This window comes from Serratia grimesii NBRC 13537, from assembly GCF_001590905.1.
GTDB classification, from domain to species: Bacteria; Pseudomonadota; Gammaproteobacteria; order Enterobacterales; family Enterobacteriaceae; genus Serratia; species Serratia grimesii.
Map to the genome: position 1 here is coordinate 228,632 of NZ_BCTT01000006.1, position 23,855 is coordinate 252,486.

The 23,855-nt window shown below is 52.2% G+C and carries 22 protein-coding genes; 11 read left to right on the plus strand and 11 right to left on the minus strand.

All coding sequences use genetic code 11. The annotated features are described in order from the left end of the window. Window positions 1-32 precede the first annotated feature (32 nt). Window positions 33-1,016 (minus strand): nitrilase family protein, encoded by a 984-nt coding sequence (locus SGR01S_RS07760; protein WP_037425346.1) that lies wholly within the window; start codon window positions 1,014-1,016, stop codon window positions 33-35. Between the two features lie 94 nt (window positions 1,017-1,110). On the opposite strand from SGR01S_RS07760, the gene SGR01S_RS07765 reads away from it, so the two are divergent. Next, window positions 1,111-2,001 carry a LysR family transcriptional regulator gene (locus tag SGR01S_RS07765; protein WP_037425343.1) on the plus strand — a complete coding sequence of 297 codons (891 nt, stop codon included), beginning with the start codon at window positions 1,111-1,113 and terminating at the stop codon, window positions 1,999-2,001. Here SGR01S_RS07765 and SGR01S_RS07770 read toward each other — a convergent pair. From SGR01S_RS07770 to ltnD, 6 genes are all read right to left on the minus strand, one after another. After that, a complete protein-coding gene (locus SGR01S_RS07770; protein ID WP_037425340.1) occupies window positions 1,996-2,526 on the minus strand; it encodes a GNAT family N-acetyltransferase in 531 nt (176 codons plus the stop codon). The genes SGR01S_RS07765 and SGR01S_RS07770 overlap by 6 nt on opposite strands. Before the next feature lie 51 nt (window positions 2,527-2,577). Further along, window positions 2,578-3,948: a GntP family transporter gene (locus tag SGR01S_RS07775; RefSeq protein ID WP_061807035.1), complete on the minus strand. Its 1,371-nt coding sequence runs from the start codon at window positions 3,946-3,948 to the stop codon at window positions 2,578-2,580. A gap of 107 nt (window positions 3,949-4,055) precedes the next feature. After that, window positions 4,056-4,832 (minus strand): HPr family phosphocarrier protein, encoded by a 777-nt coding sequence (locus tag SGR01S_RS07780; RefSeq protein WP_061807036.1) that lies wholly within the window; start codon window positions 4,830-4,832, stop codon window positions 4,056-4,058. A gap of 3 nt (window positions 4,833-4,835) precedes the next feature. Beyond that, entirely contained in the window at window positions 4,836-5,468 is a 633-nt protein-coding gene (otnC, locus tag SGR01S_RS07785; protein ID WP_037425334.1) for a 3-oxo-tetronate 4-phosphate decarboxylase, read from the minus strand. After that, window positions 5,465-6,727, minus strand: a complete 1,263-nt coding sequence (otnK, locus tag SGR01S_RS07790) for a 3-oxo-tetronate kinase (RefSeq protein WP_082797610.1) — start codon at window positions 6,725-6,727, stop codon at window positions 5,465-5,467. Before otnK ends, otnC begins: the two co-directional genes overlap by 4 nt. Continuing rightward, on the minus strand, window positions 6,727-7,641 hold the full coding sequence (gene ltnD, locus SGR01S_RS07795; protein WP_061807038.1) for an L-threonate dehydrogenase: 915 nt from the start codon (window positions 7,639-7,641) through the stop codon (window positions 6,727-6,729). The genes otnK and ltnD overlap by 1 nt, the downstream gene beginning before the upstream one ends. Window positions 7,642-7,921: 280 nt before the next feature. Between ltnD and ygbI the strand changes: the two genes are divergently transcribed. Continuing rightward, window positions 7,922-8,686: a DNA-binding transcriptional repressor YgbI gene (ygbI, locus tag SGR01S_RS07800; protein ID WP_037425327.1), complete on the plus strand. Its 765-nt coding sequence runs from the start codon at window positions 7,922-7,924 to the stop codon at window positions 8,684-8,686. A 171-nt stretch (window positions 8,687-8,857) separates the two neighbouring features. Here ygbI and SGR01S_RS07805 read toward each other — a convergent pair whose 3' ends face one another. Genes SGR01S_RS07805 through SGR01S_RS07815 form a run of 3 tightly spaced genes read right to left on the minus strand, consistent with a single transcriptional unit; the run spans window position 8,858 to window position 10,908 of the window. Beyond that, entirely contained in the window at window positions 8,858-9,625 is a 768-nt protein-coding gene (locus tag SGR01S_RS07805) for a molybdopterin-dependent oxidoreductase (RefSeq protein ID WP_061807039.1), read from the minus strand. Continuing rightward, window positions 9,618-10,223, minus strand: coding sequence for a cytochrome b/b6 domain-containing protein (locus SGR01S_RS07810; protein WP_061807040.1), 606 nt, complete (start codon window positions 10,221-10,223; stop codon window positions 9,618-9,620). The genes SGR01S_RS07805 and SGR01S_RS07810 overlap by 8 nt, the downstream gene beginning before the upstream one ends. Before the next feature lie 58 nt (window positions 10,224-10,281). Continuing rightward, window positions 10,282-10,908, minus strand: coding sequence for a hypothetical protein (locus SGR01S_RS07815; protein ID WP_061807041.1), 627 nt, complete (start codon window positions 10,906-10,908; stop codon window positions 10,282-10,284). Window positions 10,909-11,048: 140 nt separating this feature from the next. Between SGR01S_RS07815 and SGR01S_RS07820 the strand changes: the two genes are divergently transcribed. From SGR01S_RS07820 to SGR01S_RS07860, 9 genes are all read left to right on the plus strand, one after another. After that, complete coding sequence (locus tag SGR01S_RS07820) at window positions 11,049-11,720, plus strand: heavy metal response regulator transcription factor (RefSeq protein ID WP_061807042.1); 672 nt, start codon at window positions 11,049-11,051, stop codon at window positions 11,718-11,720. Then, window positions 11,717-13,141: a heavy metal sensor histidine kinase gene (locus SGR01S_RS07825; RefSeq protein ID WP_037424533.1), complete on the plus strand. Its 1,425-nt coding sequence runs from the start codon at window positions 11,717-11,719 to the stop codon at window positions 13,139-13,141. Before SGR01S_RS07820 ends, SGR01S_RS07825 begins: the two co-directional genes overlap by 4 nt. A gap of 548 nt (window positions 13,142-13,689) precedes the next feature. Then, window positions 13,690-14,529, plus strand: a complete 840-nt coding sequence (locus SGR01S_RS07830) for a winged helix-turn-helix domain-containing protein (protein WP_061807043.1) — start codon at window positions 13,690-13,692, stop codon at window positions 14,527-14,529. A gap of 205 nt (window positions 14,530-14,734) precedes the next feature. Further along, on the plus strand, window positions 14,735-15,364 hold the full coding sequence (locus SGR01S_RS07835; RefSeq protein WP_061807044.1) for a helix-turn-helix transcriptional regulator: 630 nt from the start codon (window positions 14,735-14,737) through the stop codon (window positions 15,362-15,364). Between the two features lie 464 nt (window positions 15,365-15,828). Then, window positions 15,829-16,416, plus strand: a complete 588-nt coding sequence (ecpA, locus tag SGR01S_RS07840; RefSeq protein ID WP_037424538.1) for a common pilus major fimbrillin subunit EcpA — start codon at window positions 15,829-15,831, stop codon at window positions 16,414-16,416. A 197-nt stretch (window positions 16,417-16,613) separates the two neighbouring features. Beyond that, a complete protein-coding gene (locus SGR01S_RS07845; protein WP_061807045.1) occupies window positions 16,614-17,273 on the plus strand; it encodes an EcpB family pilus assembly chaperone in 660 nt (219 codons plus the stop codon). A gap of 101 nt (window positions 17,274-17,374) precedes the next feature. Further along, a complete protein-coding gene (locus tag SGR01S_RS07850; RefSeq protein WP_061807294.1) occupies window positions 17,375-19,876 on the plus strand; it encodes a fimbrial biogenesis outer membrane usher protein in 2,502 nt (833 codons plus the stop codon). Further along, window positions 19,866-21,497, plus strand: coding sequence for a fimbrial adhesin EcpD (ecpD, locus tag SGR01S_RS07855; RefSeq protein ID WP_037424540.1), 1,632 nt, complete (start codon window positions 19,866-19,868; stop codon window positions 21,495-21,497). Before SGR01S_RS07850 ends, ecpD begins: the two co-directional genes overlap by 11 nt. A 10-nt stretch (window positions 21,498-21,507) precedes the next feature. Further along, a complete protein-coding gene (locus SGR01S_RS07860; protein ID WP_037424542.1) occupies window positions 21,508-22,170 on the plus strand; it encodes a fimbria/pilus periplasmic chaperone in 663 nt (220 codons plus the stop codon). A gap of 216 nt (window positions 22,171-22,386) precedes the next feature. On the opposite strand, the gene SGR01S_RS07865 is transcribed toward SGR01S_RS07860, so the two are convergent. Further along, the gene (locus SGR01S_RS07865; RefSeq protein WP_061807046.1) at window positions 22,387-23,853 is read right to left on the minus strand and encodes a sensor histidine kinase; all 1,467 of its coding nucleotides are present in this window, start codon (window positions 23,851-23,853) and stop codon (window positions 22,387-22,389) included. Between the last annotated feature and the right edge of the window lie 2 nt (window positions 23,854-23,855).

A 23,855-nucleotide genomic window follows, 5' to 3' on the forward strand; every position in this document is an offset into this window, starting at 1 on the left:
GCGGATTTTTTTTGCCTGTAGCTCAGGGGCGGTTACTTACCCAGTTTGTGCACCGGCTCTGACGAAAAGCGCGCGCTGCGGGCATCACGTTCGTAACCTTGTGGTTGCGTGAGTATTTCATACAGTGCCGGTCGGCGACCGTGGATCCAGCGGCGTCCGGTGCTAAGCGGGATAAGGGAAAGATCGAGTTCGGCTATAACCATTTGATTTTCGGCCACCCAGGTTTCTGCCAGAATACGGCCATAAGGGTCGAGAATCATCGCGTTGCCAGTGCGCACCTCGTCATCATCACGCCCTACGCCGTTGCTAAACAAAACAAACAGGCCATTATCATGTGCGCGTGCCGGTAACCAGCGTAGCAACCAACCACGGCCATGCTCACCACGAAAAGCCGCTTCTATTGCTGCTGGATTTTCCTGTCGCTGTTGCCAGAGCTCCAGTGGGATAGGCTTCATACCGTGCGGACTGCGTGAATGAGTGCCGCCCGTTTGGTGTGGTGCCAGCAACACCTCTGCCCCTAACAGTGCCGTCGCACGTACGTTCTCCACCAGGTTATTGTCCCAGCAGATGAGCACCCCCATCCGTACGCCCCATGGCGTGTCGAAAACGGTAAAACTGTCGCCGCTGGCTATTGCTGGATGCTCAAAGGCATGCAGTTTGCGGTGGACGTGAAGTGCACCGTCGGGCAAACAGACAGCGTAAGCGTTGTAATACTTACCATCTTCACCCTGTTCAATCAGCCCGACGCCGATGGCCATATTGTAGCGTTCTGCCAGTGGACGGATACGTGCCAGTGAAGGGCTGGTGGCTATCGGTTCCGCCAGCGCGGCGATTTCGCCGTCACTGAGGTGCCGTACATGCCAATAGCCGGTAATGCACATTTCTGGGAAAACCAGCACCTGAATGTGTTCGGTAGCGGCTTGGGCGATAAAGCCCTCGATCACCGACAGGTTGTAGTTTTTATCATTGGCACGATGGTGGAATTGCACCGTGGCGGCGCGCAGAGAGGTTGTCATAAGGTTACCTTTTCGCAGTTGTCAGGCGTTGATTACAGCAAAGTGATTGATTACTGTATAATCAATTAAATTCCTTATTTGATAACCTGATGGAATGGATATTCGACAATTACGCGCCTTCGTGGTGCTGGCAGAGCAGGGCAACTATCGTCTGGCGGCAGAGTTGCTGTGTATTACCCAACCGGCGCTGAGCAAACAGATTCAGGCGTTGGAAACGTTGCTCGGTGCTCGTCTGTTTAACCGCGGTCGTCAGGGGGCGCAGCTTACTGCCAGCGGGCAGCGGCTATATCCTGAAGCACAGACGCTGGTTGGACAGCATATGCAATTTCAACAGCGGGCGTTACGCGTGGTGAAGGGAGAAGCAGGGCGCTTGGCCATCGGATTTGGCTTGTCCAGCTTTCATCTGGCACCGCAGCTGGTTGCGTCCTTCCGTGGGCGCTTTCCCGAGGTTGCCGTAGGGTTGGAGGACTTGCCTTCTGAACGGCAATATCAGCTGTTATTACGTGGTGAGCTGCAGATAGGGTTTGTGCGGCTGCCTGTCAACGCGCCATTGCAGGCCAGCGCATTGCTGTGTGATCGGCTGGTGCTGGCAGCACCGACAGCCCTGGCGCTGCGGACAGAGACGCTGATGAGGCAGTTCAATTCGTTGCCATTATTGCAGTTAACACCCAAACGCGGGCGGGGTCTTAGTGACCAGTCGCTCCGTTTTATTGCTGCGAATCAACTGACTCCGAACGTGGTGCAGCAGGCGGGTGATATCCAGACGTTGCTGGCGCTGGTTGCTGCCGGTATAGGTGTGGCCCTGTTGCCGCACAGTGTCACGCATATTGCACCGGCAGGTATCGATATTTTGCCGTTGAGTGGCGAGCAAACCGAATGGCAAGTCGGTATTGCCTGGAATCCGCAGCAACCTGATGCGCTGCGGGATAACTTTATCCAGGTTGCATTGGCTGGGGCGCCGGGAGATAAACCGCCGGTGTTATAACGGACAGTGCATCACCAGTATTGGGCTCTGATGGTATTCACTGCGGTGACTTTCGCTGAAGCCAACCTTCTTTGCCAGTGCTACCGAAGGCTGGTTTTCCGGTGAAATAATACACACTGCCTTATTACCTGGTAAATGATCTTTCCCCCAAGCGAGTGCGGCACGCAGTGCTTCTGTCGCATAACCTTTTCCGTGTGCCGTCGTCACCAGTGTCCAGCCCATTTCGGGGGCGTCGAGCGCCGGGGTAATATCACGTTGGAAATCGGAAAAACCAATGCCGCCAAGGTAGGCACCGCTGATTTTATCTCGTACCGCCCAGTAGCCATAACCCAGCAGAGCCCAGTGGCCGGCGTAACGCATCAGACGTCCCCAGGAGTCCTCCCGATCCCTCGGTGTACCACCGATATAACGCACAACATCAGGATCGGCCCACATGGCGGCCAGCGAGTCAAAGTCGGCCAGTGTATGCGCGTCCAGGCGTAAGCGTTCGGTGAGCAACTGAGGGGCGGTTGTGATTAGGGTCATTATTTTTTCCTGCACAGAGCCAAAGGCGGTCTGTGCAGTATGCCAGAGAAATTACACTACCAGCCACAGTAACCAGGTGAACAGGAAACCACTGAGGCCGAGAATCGTGGTCAGCACTGTCCAGGTTTTCAGCCCATCGGCGACGGAGAGACCGAGGTATTTGGTGACAATCCAAAAACCGGAGTCATTCACATGTGACAACCCCAATCCACCGAAGCAGGTAGCCAGAGTCACCAAGACCAACTGCAAGTGGTTCAAGCCGCTGACCGCTTCTGACAGCAAGCCGCCGGTGGTCAGGATAGCTACAGTGGCAGATCCCTGCGAGGCGCGTAGGGCCAGAGAGATGATAAATGCGGCGGGGATCAGCGGCAGGCCGATCGTGGTTAAAACATCCGCCAATGCTTTACCCACCCCGGACTCCACTAAAACCTTGCCGAACACGCCACCAGCACCGGTCACCAGAATCACCACGGCAGCGGTCGGCAGTGCTCCTCCCATGACGTCACTGGTGTGTTGCAGGCTCCAGCCACGACGCATCGCCAGAAAATAGAATGCTAACAGCAGGGCGATCATCAGCGCGACTGCTGGGGAGCCGATCAGCGACAGGGTGTCGCGCAGCGCCGAGCCCGGTTCGAGCAGAGTGGCGGAAACGGTACCCAGCATGATAATAGCAATGGGAATGACGATCAGTGCGGCGACCAGCCCGGCACTCGGCGGGTTAATGCGATCGCTTAATGGCGCTTTGCCCTCCGGGGCGGGTTCTGGGGCTGCTAACTGCAACTGTTCCAGCACTTCAATCGACAACGGATAGGCCTTACGATTCAGCTTCTTGGCGGTGAAGTAGCCGATAACACCCACCGGAATGCAGATGGCGAGGCCAAGAATAGTCAGCCAACCGATGTCTGCATTCAATAACCCGGCAGCAGCCACCGGGCCGGGGTGTGGCGGCAGTGCAACGTGTACTGTCAGCATCACACCAGCCATGGGCAGGCCGAACTTCAGGGGGGAAACTTTAGCGACCTTGGCAAAACCGTAGATGATAGGGGCGAGGATGATAAAGCCGACGTCGAAAAAGACCGGAATGCCGAGAATAAATGCAGCAATGGTCAGTGCGGCTATAGTACGTTTCGGTCCCAACGCCTTACTGAAGCGTTGGGCCAGCGATTCGGCACCACCGGAATGTTCGATCATTCTCCCGAGCATGGCGCCAAGGCCAATAATGATGGTCACCGACCCTAACACACCCCCCATTCCGGCGGTCATGACTTTCATCACTTCACCGGTCGGGATGCCGCTGGCCAGTGCTACCAGCAAACTCACGACCAGCAGGGCGACAAACGGCTGGATCTTGGCTTTGATCACCATCAACAAGAGCAGCACGACACCGAATACGGCAATCATCAAAAGCATAGAGGTAGACATGGGATAGCCTTTAATTGGGTAAGCGTCAGGCACCGCGATCGCCGGTTGGCGATACGGGTGCGTTTAATTTTTATGTTGTTGCTGTGCAGGTGTGGAGGAACGGCCTGTTACAGGTAAGGCCTTATCCAACCCAGTCCGACGCGGGTGTCGTCACGCGGCTTGTATTCGCAGCCAATCCAGCCGTCATAACCGATGCGATCCAGCTGTGCGAACAACCACGGATAATTCAGTTCTCCGTCGTCTGGCTCATGGCGATCGGGCACTGATGCGATCTGAATATGGGCGTAACGCCCAGCCAATGAGCGCATTAGGCCGCTGATATTACCGTCCACTAGCTGAGCATGGAAAAAATCAAACTGAATGAAGACGTTTGGGCGATCAATTGCGTCGACCAGCTCTGCCGCCTGATGTTGGCTGGAGAACAGATAGTTGGGTTTAACCTGTGGGCTCAGCGCTTCGATCAACACCTTGATGCCCTGTTTAGCGAAGCTATCGGCGGCATAGCGGATATTGTCTATAAAGGTATCGCGGTAGCGCTGCCAGTCTTCCCCTGGGGGAACCACACCGGCCATGACGTGTACGCTGGGGCAACCCAGCGCGATGGCGTAGGCGAGTGCACGATCGATATCAGCGCGAGCAGCTTGTTCACGACCAGGTACGGCGGCCAGGCCCCATTCACCGGCGTCGACATTGCCGGGGGCAGTATTGAACAGGACTTGTTGCAGACCGTTATGATGCAGTTTTTCCGCTAACAACGCAGCCGGATACTCATAAGGGAACAGGAATTCCACGGCTTGGAATCCCTCCTTTGCGGCGGCCTCGAAACGTTCAAGGAACGGCAACTCGTTAAACATCATTGATAAATTGGCAGCAAATTTAGGCATGGTTCAGCTCCGTAACTCGGCAATTTCATCATCGGTCAAATAACGAATGGGGCGGTTGCCGAGGGTAAAAATCAGCTTCGCCGCATCCTCCATTTCTTCAGTATTATCCGCCGCGGCTCGCAGATCCTTACCTGTCACTACCGGTCCGTGATTAGCCAATAAAAAGGCGCGATGCGTCGGGGCCAATTTGGCCAGGTCTTCTGCCAGTCGTAGGTCGCCGGGACGATAATAAGGAACCACCGGCACCTTGCCGACCCGCATCACCACATAAGGTGTAAAGGGTTTAATGGCGTTCTCTACGTCCAGTCCTTGCAGGCAGGAGAGGGCGGTGAGATACGTGCAATGCAGGTGCACCACGGCTTTACACTCCGGGTTGTTCAAATACAGTGCGCGATGGAAACTGATCTCTTTTGACGGTTTATCACCCGACAGCCATTCGCCGCTCAGGCTAACCTTCGACAAGCGTTCGGCCTGCAATTCTCCCAGACAGGAACCGGTGGGGGTTGCCAGTAGCGTGCCGTCTGCCAACAACAGTGAAAGGTTGCCGGCTGAACCAGTGGCGTAGCCACGCTGGAAAAATGAGGCGCCCAGGCGGACCATTTCTTCACGTGCCTGCTGTTCAGTCGTCGGTGTCATAATGGGAACTCCGTTTGCGCGCGGGCGAAAAAGTTTTCATCGCCAAAATTGCCCGATTTCAGGGCCAGTGAAACAGGTTGATCAATGGCACGTACCCAAGGAACTCCGGGAGAAATACAGGGACCGATATGGAAACCACGAATGCCCAACGCCTGCGTCACCACACCGGAGGTCTCACCGCCAGCAACGATAAATCGGCAGAAGCCGTGCTGCTTGAGTTGTTTGACCACGTTGGCGAACAGCGACTCTACCGCTTGGCTGGCGGCGGCCATACCGTATTGCTGCTGTATGTGTTGTAGCTTTTCCGGTTCGGCGGTGGCGTAAAGCAACGGAGCCAGTGGATCATCTGCATGCTGCTGCGTCCAGTTGGCCAGTTCTGTGGCATAGGCCATACGGTCAGACTCGGTGAGGCAACGGGCCACATCGATAGCCTTGGCTGGCGCTTGCTGACGGTAACGCGCGACTTGCTGATTGGTCATGATGGAGCAGGAACCGGATAACACTGCGGCTTTTTCTCCCTGCGGGGCACCTGCAACGTGAGGGTTGTTTTGCCCCGGCTGCGCCCATTGACGCGCCAGACCGATCGCCAGACCAGAACCACCGGTGACCAGCTTCATGTTTTTCAGCGCTGCACCCTGAGTGAGCAAATGCTGTTCATTCAGCGTATCCATTACGGCGTATCGCACACCCTGTTGCACTAACTGCTGCAATTTTTTCGTGACTGTTTCGACGCCGCGATCCATTTCTGCGGCCGTCACCAGCCCACATCGGCCCTGAGCCTGTGCTTCCATCAGTCGCAGCAAGTTACTGTCAGTCATTGGCGTAACCGGGTGATGGCGCATACCGGACTCCGACAGCAACTGATCCAACACGAACAGATACCCTTGATACACCGTACGGCCGTTGACCGGCAAGGCTGGCGAGATCACCGTTTGGTTTTCGCCCAAGGCATCAAGTAGGGCATCGGTCACCGGGCCGATATTTCCCTGTGCGGTGCTGTCGAAAGTCGAGCAATATTTGAAGTAAAATTGTTGGCACCCTTGGCGTTGTAGCCACGCCAAGGCGTGCAACGATTGTTCTATCGCCTGTTCCGCCGGGCAGGAGCGTGATTTTAAGCTGATGACCACGGCCTGCGACTCGATGGGAACATCATCTTGTGGAACCCCATTCAACTGGACAGTTGATAGCCCGTTTTCAACCAGAAAACTGGCAATATCGGTGGCTCCGGTAAAATCATCTGCGATGACGCCGAGCAGCATTATGTGTTCTCCTTTTTCTGTGGCAGGTCGATACCAGCGAAGATCTTGATCACTGCGCTATCGTCTTCTTTACCAAAACCGGCATTGCTGGCAGCGGTGAACATATTGAAGGCGGTGGAGGCCAGGGGCAGCGGGAAATGCAGTTCTTTGGCGGTATCCGTCACCAGCCCCAGATCCTTCACGAAAATATCTACCGCTGATTTTGGGGCATAGTCACCATCGACCACGTGTTGCATACGGTTCTCGAACATCCATGAATTGCCGGCGGCATGGGTGACGACATCGTACATTACGTCCAATGGGATGCCTGCGCGGGCCGCCAGCGCCATGGCTTCTGCTCCGGCGGCAATATGCACACCGGCCAGCAGCTGGTGGATGATTTTCACGGTGGCGCCCAGGCCAATGTCTTCGCCAATACGGTAGACTTTACCGGCAATGGCATCTAATACCGGTTGTAGCTGACGGAACGTCGATTCCGCGCCAGATGCCATCACGGTCATTTGCCCTTCAGCGGCTTTCGCTGCTCCACCGGAAACGGGGGCATCCAGCATGTTCAGGCCCAATGCCAGCAACTGTTGTTCGATGTCTTTGGCATCAGTGGCAGAAATGGTGGAGGACACCATGACCGGCGTATTGGGCTTCAGTTTCGCTGCCAGGCCGTTATCACCAAACAGAATTTGTTTCACCTGCGCGGCATTTACCACCAGCAGTAACAACGCGTCCAAATCCGCCGCGAAACCGTCAGCGTTGTTAGCGGCTTGCTTGGCCCCGGCCTGTTGTAATGCGGTCAGTGCCTGCGGATTAAGATCGACACCATAAGTCGTTAGCCCGGCGTTAATGCACGACTTTGCTGCGCCCATTCCCATGGAGCCTAATCCAACGATGCAAACTGCAAAATCACGTGGCTGTGTCATGCAATACCTCATGTTAATTTTAGTGATAATTTGTTTTGTTGTGTTAAATGTAAGCACTTTTTTGTACGGTGTCAGCGATCGGTATCACAATTATTAACAGTTAATCTATCAGACTCACTTGGCAAGTAAAATAAGAGTTACAGCTATCTGACTGTTTTAAATATTAAAAATAAACTATCGATAGTATGACTAGCCTCACGGCCTGGAAAGAGGACGCTTTCACAGAACGAAAATTGACGTAAAATCACAATTATTATCACTGCGGTAAAGAGAGGGAACCGTGATACCTGTAGAACGCCACCAGCAAATATTAGCGCTGGTATCAGAACGCGGGGTTGTCAGCATTGCTGAATTGACCGAACGGTTGGGGGTATCGCATATGACCATCCGCCGCGATGTGCAAAAACTCGAAGAGCAGGGAGCGGTGCTGGCGGTCTCGGGGGGCGTGCAGTCTGCAGAGCGGGTGGCGATTGAGCCTTCTCATCAGGACAAAGAAGGGATGTACAGTCAGCAGAAAGCGGCTATCGGTCAGTTGGCGGCTCGACAGATCCCTCCCAATAGTTGTATCTATCTGGATGCAGGGACCACTACGCTGGCACTGGCGAAACACATCAGCGATCGTGAAGATCTGACGGTGGTCACCAATGATTTTGTGATCGCAGGTTTCCTGATCGAACATAGCCAGTGCAAGATCATTCACACTGGCGGTACCGTCTGCCGTGAGAACCGTTCATGTGTCGGTGAAGCTGCGGCGCAGGCTTTACGCGGGCTGTTTATCGATTTGGCGTTTATTTCCGCCTCGTCATGGGGCATGCGTGGCCTGTCGACACCGAATGAAGACAAGGTGATGGTGAAGAAAGCCATTGTTGACGCCAGTCGCCGCTGCATCCTGCTCAGCGACACCTCTAAATACGGCAAAATCGCCACCTATCTGGCGCTGCCGATTGCCGTATTTGACGCCATTATTACCGATGACAATTTACCCACCGCAGCGCGAGAGGCCATTTTGCAGGCAGATATTACGCTGATGACAACGGGGGAGTAAGGTTAAAACAAGAACCCCCTGACGGGGGGGATGGCATTGTGTTGAAAGGGGCAAGTTTGACTACGGACTATGGCCCACAGAGGCAACGTTGTTCACATCAAGCCTTACCTTGTGGGCACCAGTCGGCATCATAGAAAGCGGAATAGCGTGCTGCCGTGACATGCTTTACACCTAAATTCCGCTGAACCAGTTATACCCCTGATCTTCCCAGTAGCCGCCAGGGTTGCTGTCACTGACAAAAATGGCGGCGATATGTTTGGCGTTCTTAAATCCCAACTTGGTTGGCACTCGCAGCCGCAGCGGATAGCCGTAATCGGCTGGCAGTGGCTTACCCGCGAAATCTAACGCCAGAATGGTTTGTGGATGCAGTGCGGTGGCCATGTCGATACTGGAGTAATAACGGTCCGCGCATTTGAACCCCACATAGCGTGCGTTTAGATCGGCGCCGACATGCTGTAGGAAATTGCGTAGCGGTACGCCGCCCCATTGACCGATGGCGCTCCACCCCTCAATGCAGATCAACCGGGTTATTTGGCTCTGTTGCGGCAAGCGTTGTAACTGTTCCAGTGTCCAGGGGGCTGTTTTCGCGACTTTGCCGGAGACTTCCAGACGATAACTGGCAAGATCCACCTCTGGGACGTTGTACTCCGGGTAGAACGCGTTGAACGGAAACGGATGGGTAATTTGATCCGGGCGATAGGTTTGCGCCAGCTTTTGACCGTTAAACAGCCAGGCTTGCACCCGATCGTTCCAGCGTGACATTGCCCACAGCACTTTATCTACCTGGTCACCGTCTTGTAAGTTGCAACCGGTTAGCATGGCGATACCGCCTAGCGTCAGACCCGAACGTAGCATGAGACGGCGCTGTAGATTGACCAGTTGTTTCTTTTGGTCTGGCTCCAGCGTCGGTGCTAAAGGGCGTTGTTTTTTATCATTCATGTTTGCCACCCGTAATCATTGCCCACAACGTGCGCGGCACGATAATCACCATCAGCAGGTGAATGACCACAAATAAGCCAATACCGGACATGGCAAAAAAGTGAACGTAACGTGCAGTATCAAAGCCACCAAACAGACTCACCAATTCTTGTAATTGCACCGGTTTCCAGATTGCCAGGCCGGAGAGCACCAGTAGCAGTCCCAAAATCAACACGCCGAGGTACATCAGTTTTTGAATGGCGTTATAACGACCATGCTGATGTTTTAGCCGTAACGTCAGTGCCTGCCAGATATCCTGTCGTAGTGCGCCGGGGCTAAGTGGTAACAGGTCACGACGGAAATGGCCGCTGAACAGGCTCCACAGCAAATAACACAGTGCGTTGCAGGCCAGCAGCCACATTACTGCCAGATGCCAGCCAATCGCGCCGCCCAGCCAACCGCCGAGCGTGACCTGAGGCGGAAAGCGAAAACCGAACAAGGGTGAGGCGTTGTAGATCTCCCAGCCGCTCATAAACATGCAGACCATGGCGAACAGGTTAATCCAATGGGTGATGCGGACTGGCCAGCGATGCACTGGCTGTTGTGCGCGGGTTTTCATTATGCACTCCTTAGATGATGCCCCGTCATTACATTGCCAATGGCGGGGCACAACCTAATTACATCGGTGGAACGGTGCCGTCTTTTCCAGCGGAAATACGGGTGGCGACGCGTTCACCTTTGTCGTCCGTGGCTGAGAACAGCACGATGTGTGCACCTGGTTTTAACAGACTGCGGTCGCCGGGATCCAGGGTGACGATCGGTACATCTTCCGGTACGTTAACGGTTTTCTGCTGGTTACCGTAGGTCACAGTCAGCGTGCGGCCCTTGGATTTAATCAGCTTGCCAACGGTGCCGTTGGTCATGGTATCGACTTTGCCGTCGGCAGATTCCCAGGCGGAGTGCCCTTCACCGGTGCCGCGCAGGCTGGCGGCGAAGACATGTACTTCCAGCGCCTTCAGTGTACCGTCAGGTTGTGGTACCGCAGCGGTACCGATAAAGCTATCCGGCTTGATGTCATCCAGAGTGCCTTTCGAGACGCTCAGCACCCGGGTTTGATCGTTGAGTTTAACGCTGACTTTTTCCCCTTTACGGTCGGTGACCTGCAGACTGCTGTCGGTGACCTGATCGATAGTGCCACGCAGTGGGGCAATGACCTTTCCTGTTGTCTGGGCCGCAGCGGCGACCCCGCTGCACAGCATGAGGGTAGACAGCAGCAAACCGGCAAAACGATGACGGGTAATCATAAAGTTTTCCTCTGTTAAGGTTGCCGATTAAGCATGGTTGAACAATGGGGACAGCACCATGTCTGTTTGATGACATTAATGTCATCAAGAATGTCCGCCGAAACTGCTAGTATTTCCGTTGGTGTAATGAGGTGATGACAATGCGAATACTGGTGGTTGAAGATGACATCAGCACGGGCGATTACCTGAAGAAAGGGCTGGCGGAAGCGGGATATAGTGTCGATTTGGCGCGTAACGGTACCGATGGTCTGTTTCAGGCGCTGGAGCATGGTTACGACGCTATCGTGCTCGACGTAATGCTACCAGGGTTGGATGGCTGGCAGATTATTGAGGTTCTACGCAAGAAAAGCGACGTGCCAATTCTGTTTTTGACCGCACGCGACGGGGTGCAGGACCGTATCCATGGTCTGGAGTTGGGCGCTGACGACTATTTGATTAAACCCTTTTCTTTTACTGAGTTGGTGCTGCGCCTACGGACGTTGCTGCGTCGCGGTACGGTGCGAGAAGCCGACCACTATGCAATTGCCGATTTACAGCTTGACGTTCTGCGGCGTAAAGCCGTGCGGCAAGACGTGGTAATTCCACTGACAAACAAAGAGTTTATGCTGTTGCATCTGCTGGTGCGACGGGAAGGTGAGGTGCTGTCGCGCACCATGATTGCGTCCCAAGTGTGGGACATGAATTTTGACAGTGATACCAATGTAGTGGATGTGGCGATCAAGCGGTTGCGCGCAAAGATTGATCGACCGTTTGACGTCAAGCTGATCCACAGCGTGCGTGGCATTGGCTACGTTTGTGAGCCGCGCTCATGAAAATACTCACCCAACGTTGGCGTTCACTGTCGCTGACGCTTCGCAGTGCCATGCTGTTTGCGCTGGTCGCGGCATTGGTCGTCAGCGGTGCGGGGTGGTATCTGTATGGTGCGATGCGTCAGGAGATGATCACCCGCAGCGATTTACAGGTCACCGGTAGGGTCGAGTATTACCGCAATTTGCTTAGTCAGCGTTTCCCTCTCGAGCAGCTGACGGCGAATACCGGGTTGTTTGAAAATATGTTGGGTAACGAGCAGGATGTGCTGATTTTTCAACAGCCGGGACAAAAGCCGTTAATCAATGTTAACCCCGCCAAACTGAGCCTGCCGCCGATCACACCAACGCCCATTGATACACCGCAACGGTTGAGTGCGGTACAAAGTGGGCAGACGGCACAAGGTGTGCCATTACGCGTCGCGTCGGCGCTTATCAAGCTGGAAGACGGTAACCTGCTGCAAATCTCGGCTGCCCACGTGATGATCAACGAACAGAAGATGCTGGCGCGTTACCTTTGGCGGATAGTGGCGGCTGTTATTGTGGCATTTATCTTGATCGCGTTGCTAGGGTATTGGGTGATGAGGCGCGGATTACAACCGCTCTGGCGTATGGCGGCTCAGGCAGCAGTGATAACGCCCAATACGCTGTCGACCCGTCTGAGTGAACAAGGGGTACCGAAGGAACTGCAACAGTTGACCCGTTCGTTCAACGCCATGCTCGATCGTCTGAACGAAGGTTATCAGCGCCTGACTCAGTTTTCCGCCGATTTAGCGCATGAAATTCGTACTCCAGTGGGTGCACTGATGGGGCATTGTCAGGTGGCGTTGTATCAGTCACGCAGCGTGGAAGAGTATGAAACTCTACTGTCGAATAACATGGATGAACTGGAACGCATTTCCCGCATGGTGGAAAACATTCTGTTTTTGGCGCGTGCCGGTGAGGGGCAGGCGGTACTGAACTATAGCCGTCTCGACGTGGCAAAAGAGTTGCAGCGGGTAGCCGACTATTTCGAAGGCTTGGCGGAGGAGCGCGGGATTACGTTGGTTTGTCAGGGAGAAGGGCACTTGCTGGCCGACGCCATGTTGTTCCAGCGCGCCTTGAGCAATCTGGTATCTAATGCTGTGCGTTATGCCGACGAAAACAGCCGGATACGGTTACGGGTTGACGTTCAAGCGACTGGAGAAGTCGCGATACAGGTGGTTAATCAGGGGCCGCCGATTGCACCGGCTCATAGGGATAAGCTGTTTGATCGTTTCTACCGTGCTGATGCTGCCCGCAGTGCCGGTAACCACGCCAGCGGTTTGGGGCTGGCAATTGTCCGGGCGATCATGACGCTGCATGGCGGTACGGCGATCGTCCACTGCACTGAATATGATAAATCTGCACGTATTGTTTTCAGTCTGGTATTTCCTGTCTCAGAGTAATGTATTCCCTGTATTCATGCGTTTACGTGATACTCATCTGAAGCCATTAGGCGGAACTGATATCGTATTTTATTCGTAACTATTTCCTTTCATTTTCCTCGCAGTTTGCTAAATCACCACCGAATCAAAAGATGAATCCTGCCTTTTATCGCATAAATTTCGCGTTTTAACGCTGATTTTTGGGCTGAATCCAATGTGGTCAAAATTCACCTTTCATTACTTTCCTATTAAAAGTACTTGCATTAAATGAATGGTGAGGATTTTTAGCTTAAAGGTGGTAATTTACAAAACAAAAAACTAACTTTAAGTTATTTTACATATAAATATATCAATGATAGTGATGTTTGTATAATCTTTGGTTAAGGCTTATGAGAAAAATCTTATATCAAATGCGATAAGGTGGAAAAACATCTAATTTTGGCGTTAATTGATAGTCATTGTCGTTGAGGGCCACACTTTGAAAATCAACCTGATTAAATATTGATTAATGTTCTATTAACATTTAGCGCCAGGCGATAAATAATCACTAGAGTGAAACCTGTGAAAAAATGAAATATAGATTAAACGATCACATAATTTTTGATGCGGATACGGGTACCCTGAGCCTGACGGAGTTCTCTGATGATCCAATCTCTATTTCCAACCCTTCAAAGCGATTGCTGCTGCTATTGCTTGCACATCACGGTGAGGCCGTTAGCCGTGACGTGATATTCAAGAAGGTTTGGGACGATTACGGGATGGTTTCAGGTAACAATAATCTTAACCAATGTGTGAGTAAGTTACGTCGGGTAATTAAAAACCTGGGTATTGAGGATGAGGTAATCGCTACCGTCCCCAAGGTGGGTTTTATGTTGCGCTATGAAATTATGGTTGAGTCTTGCGAAGGGCCTGAAAGCCGGCCACCGGACGTAGAAATACCCTTCACTCCGCGCATATCACCCAAACCGGAAATAACGCACTCAACAAAAGATATTGAAAGAGAGGGGGCAGTGTATGCCGGCTACTCTTTACGCTGGTGGGCGATAGCTAGCGTCGTCGCGTTAGGGGTGATCATGCTGGTGGCTGGGATCACGACCTACCTTTCTGGCTCGATTGCCCGACAGGAAATCTATCTGGGTAAAGCCAACAGCTGTAAGGTGTTTATGTCTATGCCGGGGGCTTCGACTATGGTCGGTACAGGTCTAAGCCGCGATATTCTGGCTTATGCCGGTATGCAGGCGGCAGAATGCAACGGTGACGAGTTTTTGCTGGTAGTGCGCAGTAATCAGGTACGCTCATACATTTCCGGCATTTCCCGACTATTTGTTCTGCGCTGCCGCATTTTGCGTGAGCACAGGGTAGAGGTTTGTTCAGGTCTTGAAAGCGACAACGCAGCAATTATCAATTAATCATTAATCGGTGTCAGGATGAACGCCGCCCCGGGGGAAAGGAATATGCCGCCAATATTATTACCGTAATATTAAATACTTAACTTTCGCCTTTTGGTTAATAATGCAGCATTTATTCGACGCAAGTCTTATATTCTGTTAACCGGCAATGTCTAAAATTTCCGCTTCAATCGCTACTTTTATACCTAATTTATGGTAATGGATTATGACGAATACCACTTTCAGGGAGGCTATTCTCTTTTTTGAACCCAATCCCTGGGTGAGAAAAGGATTACGGGCACTTATTGATCCCGAGCCGATAGACTATCAATTTGTTCACAGCACAAGGGGAATAGATGCTGAATTGAAGGAGAATGAGAAGCAAATACTAATTATGGAATTGTATAATGAAAGTGAAAGTTTGTATGATGTATTACGTTACATTCTGACGATAAATGATATCTGGCCGAATACATCATTGATAATATTTACGTCAGTGACTAATGCCAGCATATTGACCATTTTGTCTACACACGTGCATTTATCTTTGGTCGCGAAAGAGGATTCTTTGGATTGTCTGTTTGATGCCATCGCTGCCACTGATACGGGGGCAGGCTATCGTAGCCCGAGTATTAAGGCTGTGCTACATCCATCTGTAGAATCGCTTTCTCGCAGTGAATGGCGAATACTGGCAATGATGATTGCCGGCGCCAATCCGCAACGTATTGCCAGCCTTACCCATCGCAGTTACAAAACGGTTAGCACCCATAAACTGAATATCATGCGCAAGCTGGGCCTTAACCAGGCTGGATTTATGTATTTGATTTTGGCCTTTAGGATCCAACAACCTGTTTGAAATCGGCTGCCGGCATATCTTGTTTTAAGATGGGTCGGCAGCGAATGATATTTCCTGCGTAAGACGACGTATTGATTCTCCTCCCTGCCGTTCTGGCAAAAATTGATTTAAATCAAATTAAACATCCTACAAAAAATAATGTGGTCAACCCTATTTTGACTTGGTGCGTCAGTGCGTTTTATATACAGAAAAAGTAGCGCAATTGGCACGGAAAACAATAAGCATTTTATTCTTACTGAGCTTATCGTCTGGTTTTTTAATGTTAACAAAGGCGATTTAAATATTAATATTGGAATTAAAATCTAAATATTTGTGATTTGATAGTTAATGATTCTTTTTTGACTTCATGGGGTTAGTATTTCTCTCGTCAGGCAGACTGGCTAAAAGCACTCATGTAAGTGACTGACTAAAGCACGTCACGCTAATGGACGCACAATCATTTTAAAGTTGAAGGGAGTTTTACCATGAAGAAAATTACACTGGCTTTGGCAATCATTTCAGCCTTCGCAGCAGTTAGCACGGCACAAGCAGCTGACGTGACTGCTCAAGCGTTGGCGACCTGGTCTGCTACCGCGAAGAAAGACACCACCAGCAAACTGGTTGTTACCCCACTCGGCAGTCTGTCTTTCAACTATGCAGAAGGTATTAAGGGCTTTAACAGCCAGAAAGGTCTGTTTGACGTGACCGTGGAAGGGGATGTTACCGCTACCGCCTTCAAACTGACCTCCAAACTGGTTTCCAACAAATTGACTCAGCTCGACACCTCTGGCTCTACCCTGGACGTTGGCGTGACCTACAACGGGGCTGCTGTAGAGAAAACGGCTGAAACCACCATGATCGACACTTCTGCCGGCATCCTGGGCGGTAACCTGAGCGCATTGTCTAACGCTTACGACAAAGCTTCTCGTACCAGTGCACAAGATCAATTCACCTTTAGCATCATCGGTGCTACCTCAGACGGCACCACTGCCGTGACTGACTTCAGCGCTCTGCCAGAGGGTATCTGGAGTGGTGATGTGAGCGTCGAGTTCAACGCTACCTGGACAGCTTGATCCCTTAAGCTGCCACAGCAAAACAGGGAGGCACCCCTAATATTGGCGACATACGTACAGTATTAGGGGAACCGGGGATGGGCTTTCGATCAGGATGCCCACCTCGGGTTGCCTTGGGTATGTCAATCTCTTGAACGACGGATATTGGTACCCCTCTATTTTTCATCGCTACTGAAGCATGCTACTGGAATACCGTCATGAAACGCATCGCTCTCCTGTTGTTATCGCTGTCTCAACCTGTTCTTGCGCTTGATGTCGGTGAAATTAGCTCTTTCATGCACAGCGATAGCGTGCGTCTGAGTAAAGAAATCAAAAATACCACTGACAGCGGTCGTTTGGTGAACATAAAAATCGAGCGTATTTCAAGCCCGCTGGAGTCCGGTACCGTGATCGCGATGGGCAGCAAAGATGAAATGTTGCTGTCACCAGCCAGTTTGATATTGCCAGCTAACGCCAGCGATGTGATTCGCTTCTATTACAAAGGCCCTAACGATAACCAGGAACGCTATTACCGCATCGTCTGGTTTGATCAGGCGCTGAGTGACGTGGGCCAAAATTCGGCTAAACGCAATGCTGTCGCAACGACGTCGGCGCGTATTGGCACCATTTTGGTTGTGGCGCCAAGACAGGATCAATTCAACTATCAGTTTACCAACGGCCAGATAAAAAACAGCGGTAACGCCACCTTCAAGGTGGTCGCCTACGGTAACTGCCGCAACAAGAAAGACGGTAATGACTGCAAGGAAAACTACTTTGTCATGCCGGGTAAGACACGCGGTTTTAGCAAAGTGGACGTCACCGATAAAAAAGGCCGCATAGCCCTGTGGCATGGCGAGCAGTTTATTCCGGTGAAGTAGCGCAGAGCATGATCCACTTTGAGGTCAATGCGGAACGGGACTCATAAAAAGAACTCAGGGAGTGGGACGTGAAAGATGCGCTGGATACTGTGCTGTTGAAAATGTTGTTTGCCACTGGTGCGATATTGCTCCCCGCAGTGTTGTTACCGGGCCAATCCGTGATTGCTGCTGGGCTGACTCAAATTGATGGTGTGTTGATCCCGCAAACCTTCAGTCTGGCGTTACGGGAGGGTATGAGCATCCCGTTATTGCTGCACTTTGAAAAAAACAGCGGTGTAAAAGACGATATTCGAATCGGCCATGCTTTCTTGTACCTGGATAACAATCATCTAAAAATCCGCCAGGTCACACTGGAAGACGGTGATGAGGGTACGCCGCTGACCGCAGAGACCATCAAGCAACTGCAACTGCTGCAGGATGTGGAATTTGACCAAAAGCAGCGTATCGCCCTGACCGAAGATGCGTGGTTGGCGCTGGATTTTCGTCAGCTTAATTTGCAATTGGTAGTGAAAGAGTCCGCGATGGGAACCTTGCTGCGTGCGCGCTCTAGCGATATCGGCGCATCCAGCGTGGATGCCATCAGTAGTACGCTGGACTATAACTTCGGGGTTTATGATAACCGTACCCGCGCCAGTGAAGGGAATACATCCAGTTATTTATCGCTCAACAGTGTTACTGCCCTACGTGAGCATCATGTGGAAGTGAACGGCTCAGTGTATGGCATCGGCAGCGGTGATGAGAATGCCACACTGTATAAAGTGATGTATGAACGCGATTTTGCCGGACGCCGTTTTGCCGCTGGGATGCTCGATAGCTGGAATTTACAATCGCTGGGGCCTGTTACCACCGTCAACTCCAGCAAGATTTACGGCATGTCTTATGGCAATCGTGCCAACTCTACCGTTTTCGATAATAGCCAGTCGCTGACGCCAATCGTGGCGTTTTTCCCCTCGGCAGGCGAAGTACATTTATCCCGTGATGGACGGTTGCTGAGCGTGCAGAACTTTGCCATGGGTAACCATGAAGTAGACACCGGCAATTTGCCCTACGGTATTTATGATGTTGAAGTCGAAGTGGTGGCCAACGGCAGGGTGATAGACAAGCGGATACAGCGGGTGAACAAATTATTTAGCCCTAACCGTGGTACCAACGCACCTTTGGCGTGGCAGTTTTGGGGCGGAATGATCCGCATGGATGATTGGCGTGGTGATGGCCAGCGTCATCGACCGGCAAAAGATTCTTATCTGATCGGTGCTTCCGCAACCGGTAACCTGCATACGTTGAACTGGGCGTTGTCCGGTTACTCGTTTGACAGCAATGCCGTTGGCGAAAGCCGTCTCAGCGTACCGCTGAGCGAGTCTATTCAGTTCAATGTGCAGAACATGGCGGCGTCTGACAGCTCCTGGAGCATGGTCAATAGCGTTAGCGCTGCGCTACCCGGCGGTTTTAGTAGCCTGTGGGTCAACCAGGAAAAAACGGTGATCGGTGACAAGTTGCTGCAAAACGATGCGCATAATCGCGCCATCGGCGGCACGATGAACTTTGGTGCGCTTTGGTCACCGCTTGGGAGTTTAAGCCTCAGTTACAACGACGATAAAAAGAACGATAGCCATTATTACAACGCAGATTATTACCAGAATATTTTCACCGGCCGTTTCGGCACGCTGGGCGTGCGTGCCGGGGTACAGCGTTATAACAACGGCGGTAACCGTTCCAATACCGGAAAATACGTCGCTCTGGATTTCACACTGCCGATGGGCAACTGGCTCAGTGCTGGGGTTTCAAACCAGAACGGTTACACCACTGCCAATCTGGCCGCACGTAAAGACATTCAAAACGGACCGATCCGCACCGTCGGGGCCAACTTGTCGCGTGCAATTTCCGGTGATACACACGGCGATAATAGCGTGAACGGCGGTGCTTATGCGCGTTTTGACACCAAGTATTCTACCGGTACGGTCAACGTCAGCAGCTCTGCCGACGGTTATGTTAACTCAAGCTTGAGTGCCAGCGGCAGTGTTGGTTGGCAGGGGCGTGATATTGCGGCCAGCGGTAGGAATGAGGGCAATGCAGGCATCATCTTTAACACCGGTATTGAAAACGACGGCATGCTAACTGCCCGGGTGGACGGGCGGACAGTGAAGCTGACCGGCAATAAGAACTATGTCCCTCTATCGCCTTATGGCCAGTACGAAGTCGAACTGATGAACAATAAAAACTCGGCAGAAAGCTTTGATATTGTCACGAAGCGTAAGAGCAAGCTGACCTTGTATCCAGGCAACGTAGCGGTGATCTCGCCGGAAATTAAACAGATGGTGACGGTGTTCGGCCGTATCAAAGCCGAAGATGGAACGTTGCTGGCTAACGCCTACATCAAAAATCATATCGGCCGTACCCGCACCGATGAAAAAGGCGAATTTATCATGGACGTCGATAAGAAATTCCCGGTGATCGACTTTACCCACAGCGGTGATCAAAGCTGCGAAGTGGGTCTGGACTTGAGTAAGGCGCAAGGCGCCGTTTGGGTCGGTGACGTGATTTGCATTGGGCTGAAAACCTACGCCGGCAATCTGCAAGCAGGAGAAATGACCAATGAAGGTTAAGGCTACGTTGTTGCTCATGCTGATGGCTGCATTTCCACTGCAGGCGGTGAACGTCACCAACTGGCCTGATGCCGCGACAGTGAAGTTTGTATTCGTCGAGAACAACGCTGACGATAATTTTTTTGTCACCCCCGCAGGGGCGTTGGACCCGCGCATGACAGGCGCCAATAAATGGACCGGGCTAAAATACGGCGGGTCCGGCACTATCTATCAGCAAAGCCTGGGTTATGTGGATAACGGCTACAACACGGGGCTGTCGGCGAACAACCGCTTTGACATGTGGTTGGAAAATGCGCCGATCAAGAATCCGTTCCTCGGGCTGCGCTGCATTAACTGGTATTCAGGTTGTAATATGGATACCAGTCTGATTTTGCCGCAAAGCACCGATGAAAAGGGGTTTTATGGGGCAGTGGTGACTTCTGGTGGGGCCAAATGGATGCACGGTATGATGTCACCGAGCTTCTATCAATATTTGAAGCAATTGGCAGCGGGTGATGCATTTAGCATGGAGATCAATAGCTGTCAGTCTCCCGATGTTTACGATGCCAGTAACGGGGAACGTTGCCAAAATCAAGCCAGAGGCAACTGGTATAAACGTACCGTGACCCACAGCAAGGCAGCCCATTTGCGTTTTATCAATACCAACGCGGTGTCGGAAGTGTTCGTCAACAGCGATGGCGTGCCGATCATCGGTGAGGGTAATGCCGATTGCAAAAATCAGACTATCGGCTCACGCACTGGCATCATGTGTAAAATGGTCAGTTACGATCTGCAGACCGACGGCAGCGTCAGTAATACCTCCATTCATGTGTTTCCGGCGATCAACAATGCCGCGCTGACGTCGGCGGTTAACGCGGCTGACTTGCAGTTCAGCCTGAACGGCAATAGCTGGAAAAATACCTCAGGAACAGGCAGCTATTACACCTTTAACGAGCTGAAGAGTAGCAACGCGATCTACGTCTTTTTCGGCAGTAATTTCTTTAAACAGATGGTGAAACTGGGTATTTCCGACAGTGGCACCCGTGAATTAATTAATTTCCGTTTTCAAAATACGACCTCGCCGGAATCTGGCTGGTATGAGTTTTCCACCTCTAATCAGCTCATCATCAAACCACGTGATTTCAGCATCAGCATCATCGCTGATGACTTCGACAACCGTCCCTATCGGGAGGGCTATGTCGGTGCAACAGAGCCGCCGCTGGAGTTCGGTTATATCGTTACTACCAGCGCGAAGACGGCTGCCGATCAAGTGAGAGTGATGGCTACCGGGCCGACGCAGGTCATCAACGGAGTGAGTTATTGCGTGTTTTCCTCGGCGGATAGTCAGACACGGGTTCCGTTCCCTGCGACGCTAAGCATAACCACCAGCACTAACAGCGAACAACGCTATGACGCCGGTTGCGATGGACAGTGGCATGACATGACCAATGCGCTATGGAGCAGCACGCCGTGGAATGACATTTCCGGTGAGGTTGGCATCCTGAACAAAACCCGTGTGAAGTTTAGTATTCCAATGAACAACCCGGTCTCACTGAGGACGGTAGAAGGCCGTGGTTGGTTCGGCGACGTTAGCGCTGCCGGTGAGATCCACGTTGAAGCCACTTGGCGCAATATTAACTAGGGGCGACATCGTGAGAATCTGGCTGTTTTGGTTACTGTGTCTGCCATTTAGCGTGGCGGCCATTAATGTCGGCACGCTGACGTTCGCCATGGACCAAGACCAATCGTTCACAGCCAAACGGGTGCTGAACAATAATCGCAGTGCACGTATTTATCAGGTGACCCTGCGTGCGATTGACCGGCCGGGAGAAAATGAAGCACGCAGTCGCCCAGCAGATGGAGAACTGCTGTTTGCTCCCCGCCAGCTCCAATTGCAGGCAGGACAGGGTGAGTATTACAAATTCTTCTATCGTGGCCCACAGGATAACCGTGAGCGTTATTACCGGGTGTCATTCCGCGAAATTCCGACTCGTTTTATCGACCCGGCGGCGCGCCAGGCCACTGGCGTCAATCTGGAGCCGATAGTGGTGATGGACACCATTCTGGTGGTGCGTCCACGCCAAAGTAACTTCGCCTATCGGCTTGATTCGCAACGTGGGACGCTGACGAATACCGGCAACACCTACTTCAAGTTTCTGCTCAAGCCTGGCTGCGATAGCACCGATGAGGAAGGCATAACCGAATACCTACGCCCCGGTGATACGCTGACCCATGCAGGTATTAGGCTGAAAGGGCAGAAATTTATTATCTATAACGACAAATTTATCAGTGTCGATAAAAGCTGCATTAACTAATGCAGTAAAGGCTGCTGCCAAAGCCCGTTATTAGGAAAAGCGTACCTCTGGGGGCATAGCACAGCCACCGACCAATTTGTGGGAATAAATTGGAGCGACGTCCAGTCGGCCCGTAGGGTGGGGCACATCCATGTGCCCCATAATGGCCCCTCGGCGCGCTAGGTCCGGGAGTCTCTGACTACATGGCAACGTCGCCATTAAACTCAGCAGCTTTGATCAGCGCAGCGGGATTGAGAAGCGGAAGCAGGCACCGGTTTGCGGCCGCTCGACCAGTTGGATATCGCTGTCGTGCAGTAGCAAAATACGCCGAACGATCATCAATCCCAAACCACTGGCATGACGTCGGGCACTGCTCAGAATTGAAGGGCGCATAAACAAGTCGGCGCGTAATTCTTGCGGGATACCCGGGCCACTGTCATTGACCTGCACCAGTACCTTGCCTGCCTGTTGCCATAGACGTACCTCGATCTCACCACCATGTGGCGTGTGACGGATAGCGTTATCCAATAGATTGGTTAGCACCCGTTCAATCATGCTGACATCGGCAAACACCAACGGAATACCGGGGGCGATATCCGCCAGCAGCCTTTGTTGGCGCGCCTCTGCCGCCAACTCGAACTTCTGGAATACGTCCTGAACTAATTCACTCAGTGAGAACGGTTCTTTCTGTGGTTTTACCACGCCATATTCCAACCGTGCCAACTCAAACAGCTCTTGTGCAAGCCTGCCCACTTTACGGCTCTGCGCCAAGGCGATCTCCAGATAACGCTGCCGATCGTTTTCACTCAGGCTGGCAGATTTTACTGACAGAGTCTCCAGGTAGCCGTGTAATGACGTTAGCGGGGTACGCAGGTCGTGTGAAATATTGGCGATAAACTCGCGGCGCTGTTGGTCCTGTTGCGAAAGCGACTGCCATTGTTCGGCGATACGCCGAGACATGCTACTGAACGCTTGCTGTAAGCGGCTGACTTCGTCACGCCCGCCGCTGTCAGCAGGCAGTGCTGCATAGGCTTGCACCGCGGCAATCCCGCCGCTGTCCAGTTCACTGACCTGACGGGTAAGACGGCGGATCGGTCGCGTAACCCAGTAGAAAGCGCAACCGCCAGCCACCAGGCTAAATAGCACCATCAGGCCTGATGACCACAGCGCCATAGTCACCGCGGAGTTAAATAACGCATTGCTGGCCAGAGCGTCATAGTCTTCGCCGAGCAGCACCACATATAAATAGCCTTCAATCTGACCGTTCATCTTCAACGGCGCGGCACTGAAGACTTTTTTTGCATCAGGGTTGCGTGGATCATCGCCGTAAACCGGCATGCTCGCACCATCGAGTAGTGCCTGTATCGGTAGCAAATTCACTTTCTGCCGTTTCAGATGACCCGCCGGTGCTGCGTTACCAATGATGTCACCCTGTTTGTCGAGCAGGTACACCTCGACGCTGGGGTTTACCGCCATCAGTTGATTGAACAAGCCATGCACCGAATCTGCATTTAGCCCATTTTGTCCCAGCAGTGGATTGCTGTCGGCAATGTGCTGCGCCAAATTACCGGACAATCGTTGGATCACGGCTTGGCTGTACTGGGTGCTGCTGCGTACCTGCATCCAGCCGGAAATAGCGCAGCTGACCACCATCAGCAGGGCGAAAATCAAGGTCAGACGTTGCGTTAGCGTAAGATTTTTCATGG

Coding starts and splice junctions, on each gene's coding strand:
- SGR01S_RS07805 (WP_061807039.1), bottom strand. CDS start 9,625: ATGAATGATAAAAAACAACGCCCTTTAGCACCGACGCTGGAGCCAGAC.
- SGR01S_RS07845 (WP_061807045.1), top strand. CDS start 16,614: ATGAAACGCATCGCTCTCCTGTTGTTATCGCTGTCTCAACCTGTTCTT.
- SGR01S_RS07770 (WP_037425340.1), bottom strand. CDS start 2,526: ATGACCCTAATCACAACCGCCCCTCAGTTGCTCACCGAACGCTTACGC.
- ecpA (WP_037424538.1), top strand. CDS start 15,829: ATGAAGAAAATTACACTGGCTTTGGCAATCATTTCAGCCTTCGCAGCA.
- otnK (WP_082797610.1), bottom strand. CDS start 6,727: ATGCTGCTCGGCGTCATCGCAGATGATTTTACCGGAGCCACCGATATT.
- SGR01S_RS07780 (WP_061807036.1), bottom strand. CDS start 4,832: ATGCCTAAATTTGCTGCCAATTTATCAATGATGTTTAACGAGTTGCCG.
- ltnD (WP_061807038.1), bottom strand. CDS start 7,641: ATGACACAGCCACGTGATTTTGCAGTTTGCATCGTTGGATTAGGCTCC.
- SGR01S_RS07775 (WP_061807035.1), bottom strand. CDS start 3,948: ATGTCTACCTCTATGCTTTTGATGATTGCCGTATTCGGTGTCGTGCTG.
- SGR01S_RS07830 (WP_061807043.1), top strand. CDS start 13,690: ATGAAATATAGATTAAACGATCACATAATTTTTGATGCGGATACGGGT.
- SGR01S_RS07865 (WP_061807046.1), bottom strand. CDS start 23,853: ATGAAAAATCTTACGCTAACGCAACGTCTGACCTTGATTTTCGCCCTG.
- SGR01S_RS07810 (WP_061807040.1), bottom strand. CDS start 10,223: ATGAAAACCCGCGCACAACAGCCAGTGCATCGCTGGCCAGTCCGCATC.
- ecpD (WP_037424540.1), top strand. CDS start 19,866: ATGAAGGTTAAGGCTACGTTGTTGCTCATGCTGATGGCTGCATTTCCA.
- SGR01S_RS07815 (WP_061807041.1), bottom strand. CDS start 10,908: ATGATTACCCGTCATCGTTTTGCCGGTTTGCTGCTGTCTACCCTCATG.
- otnC (WP_037425334.1), bottom strand. CDS start 5,468: ATGACACCGACGACTGAACAGCAGGCACGTGAAGAAATGGTCCGCCTG.
- SGR01S_RS07760 (WP_037425346.1), bottom strand. CDS start 1,016: ATGACAACCTCTCTGCGCGCCGCCACGGTGCAATTCCACCATCGTGCC.
- SGR01S_RS07835 (WP_061807044.1), top strand. CDS start 14,735: ATGACGAATACCACTTTCAGGGAGGCTATTCTCTTTTTTGAACCCAAT.
- SGR01S_RS07825 (WP_037424533.1), top strand. CDS start 11,717: ATGAAAATACTCACCCAACGTTGGCGTTCACTGTCGCTGACGCTTCGC.
- SGR01S_RS07820 (WP_061807042.1), top strand. CDS start 11,049: ATGCGAATACTGGTGGTTGAAGATGACATCAGCACGGGCGATTACCTG.
- SGR01S_RS07850 (WP_061807294.1), top strand. CDS start 17,375: ATGTTGTTTGCCACTGGTGCGATATTGCTCCCCGCAGTGTTGTTACCG.
- SGR01S_RS07765 (WP_037425343.1), top strand. CDS start 1,111: ATGGATATTCGACAATTACGCGCCTTCGTGGTGCTGGCAGAGCAGGGC.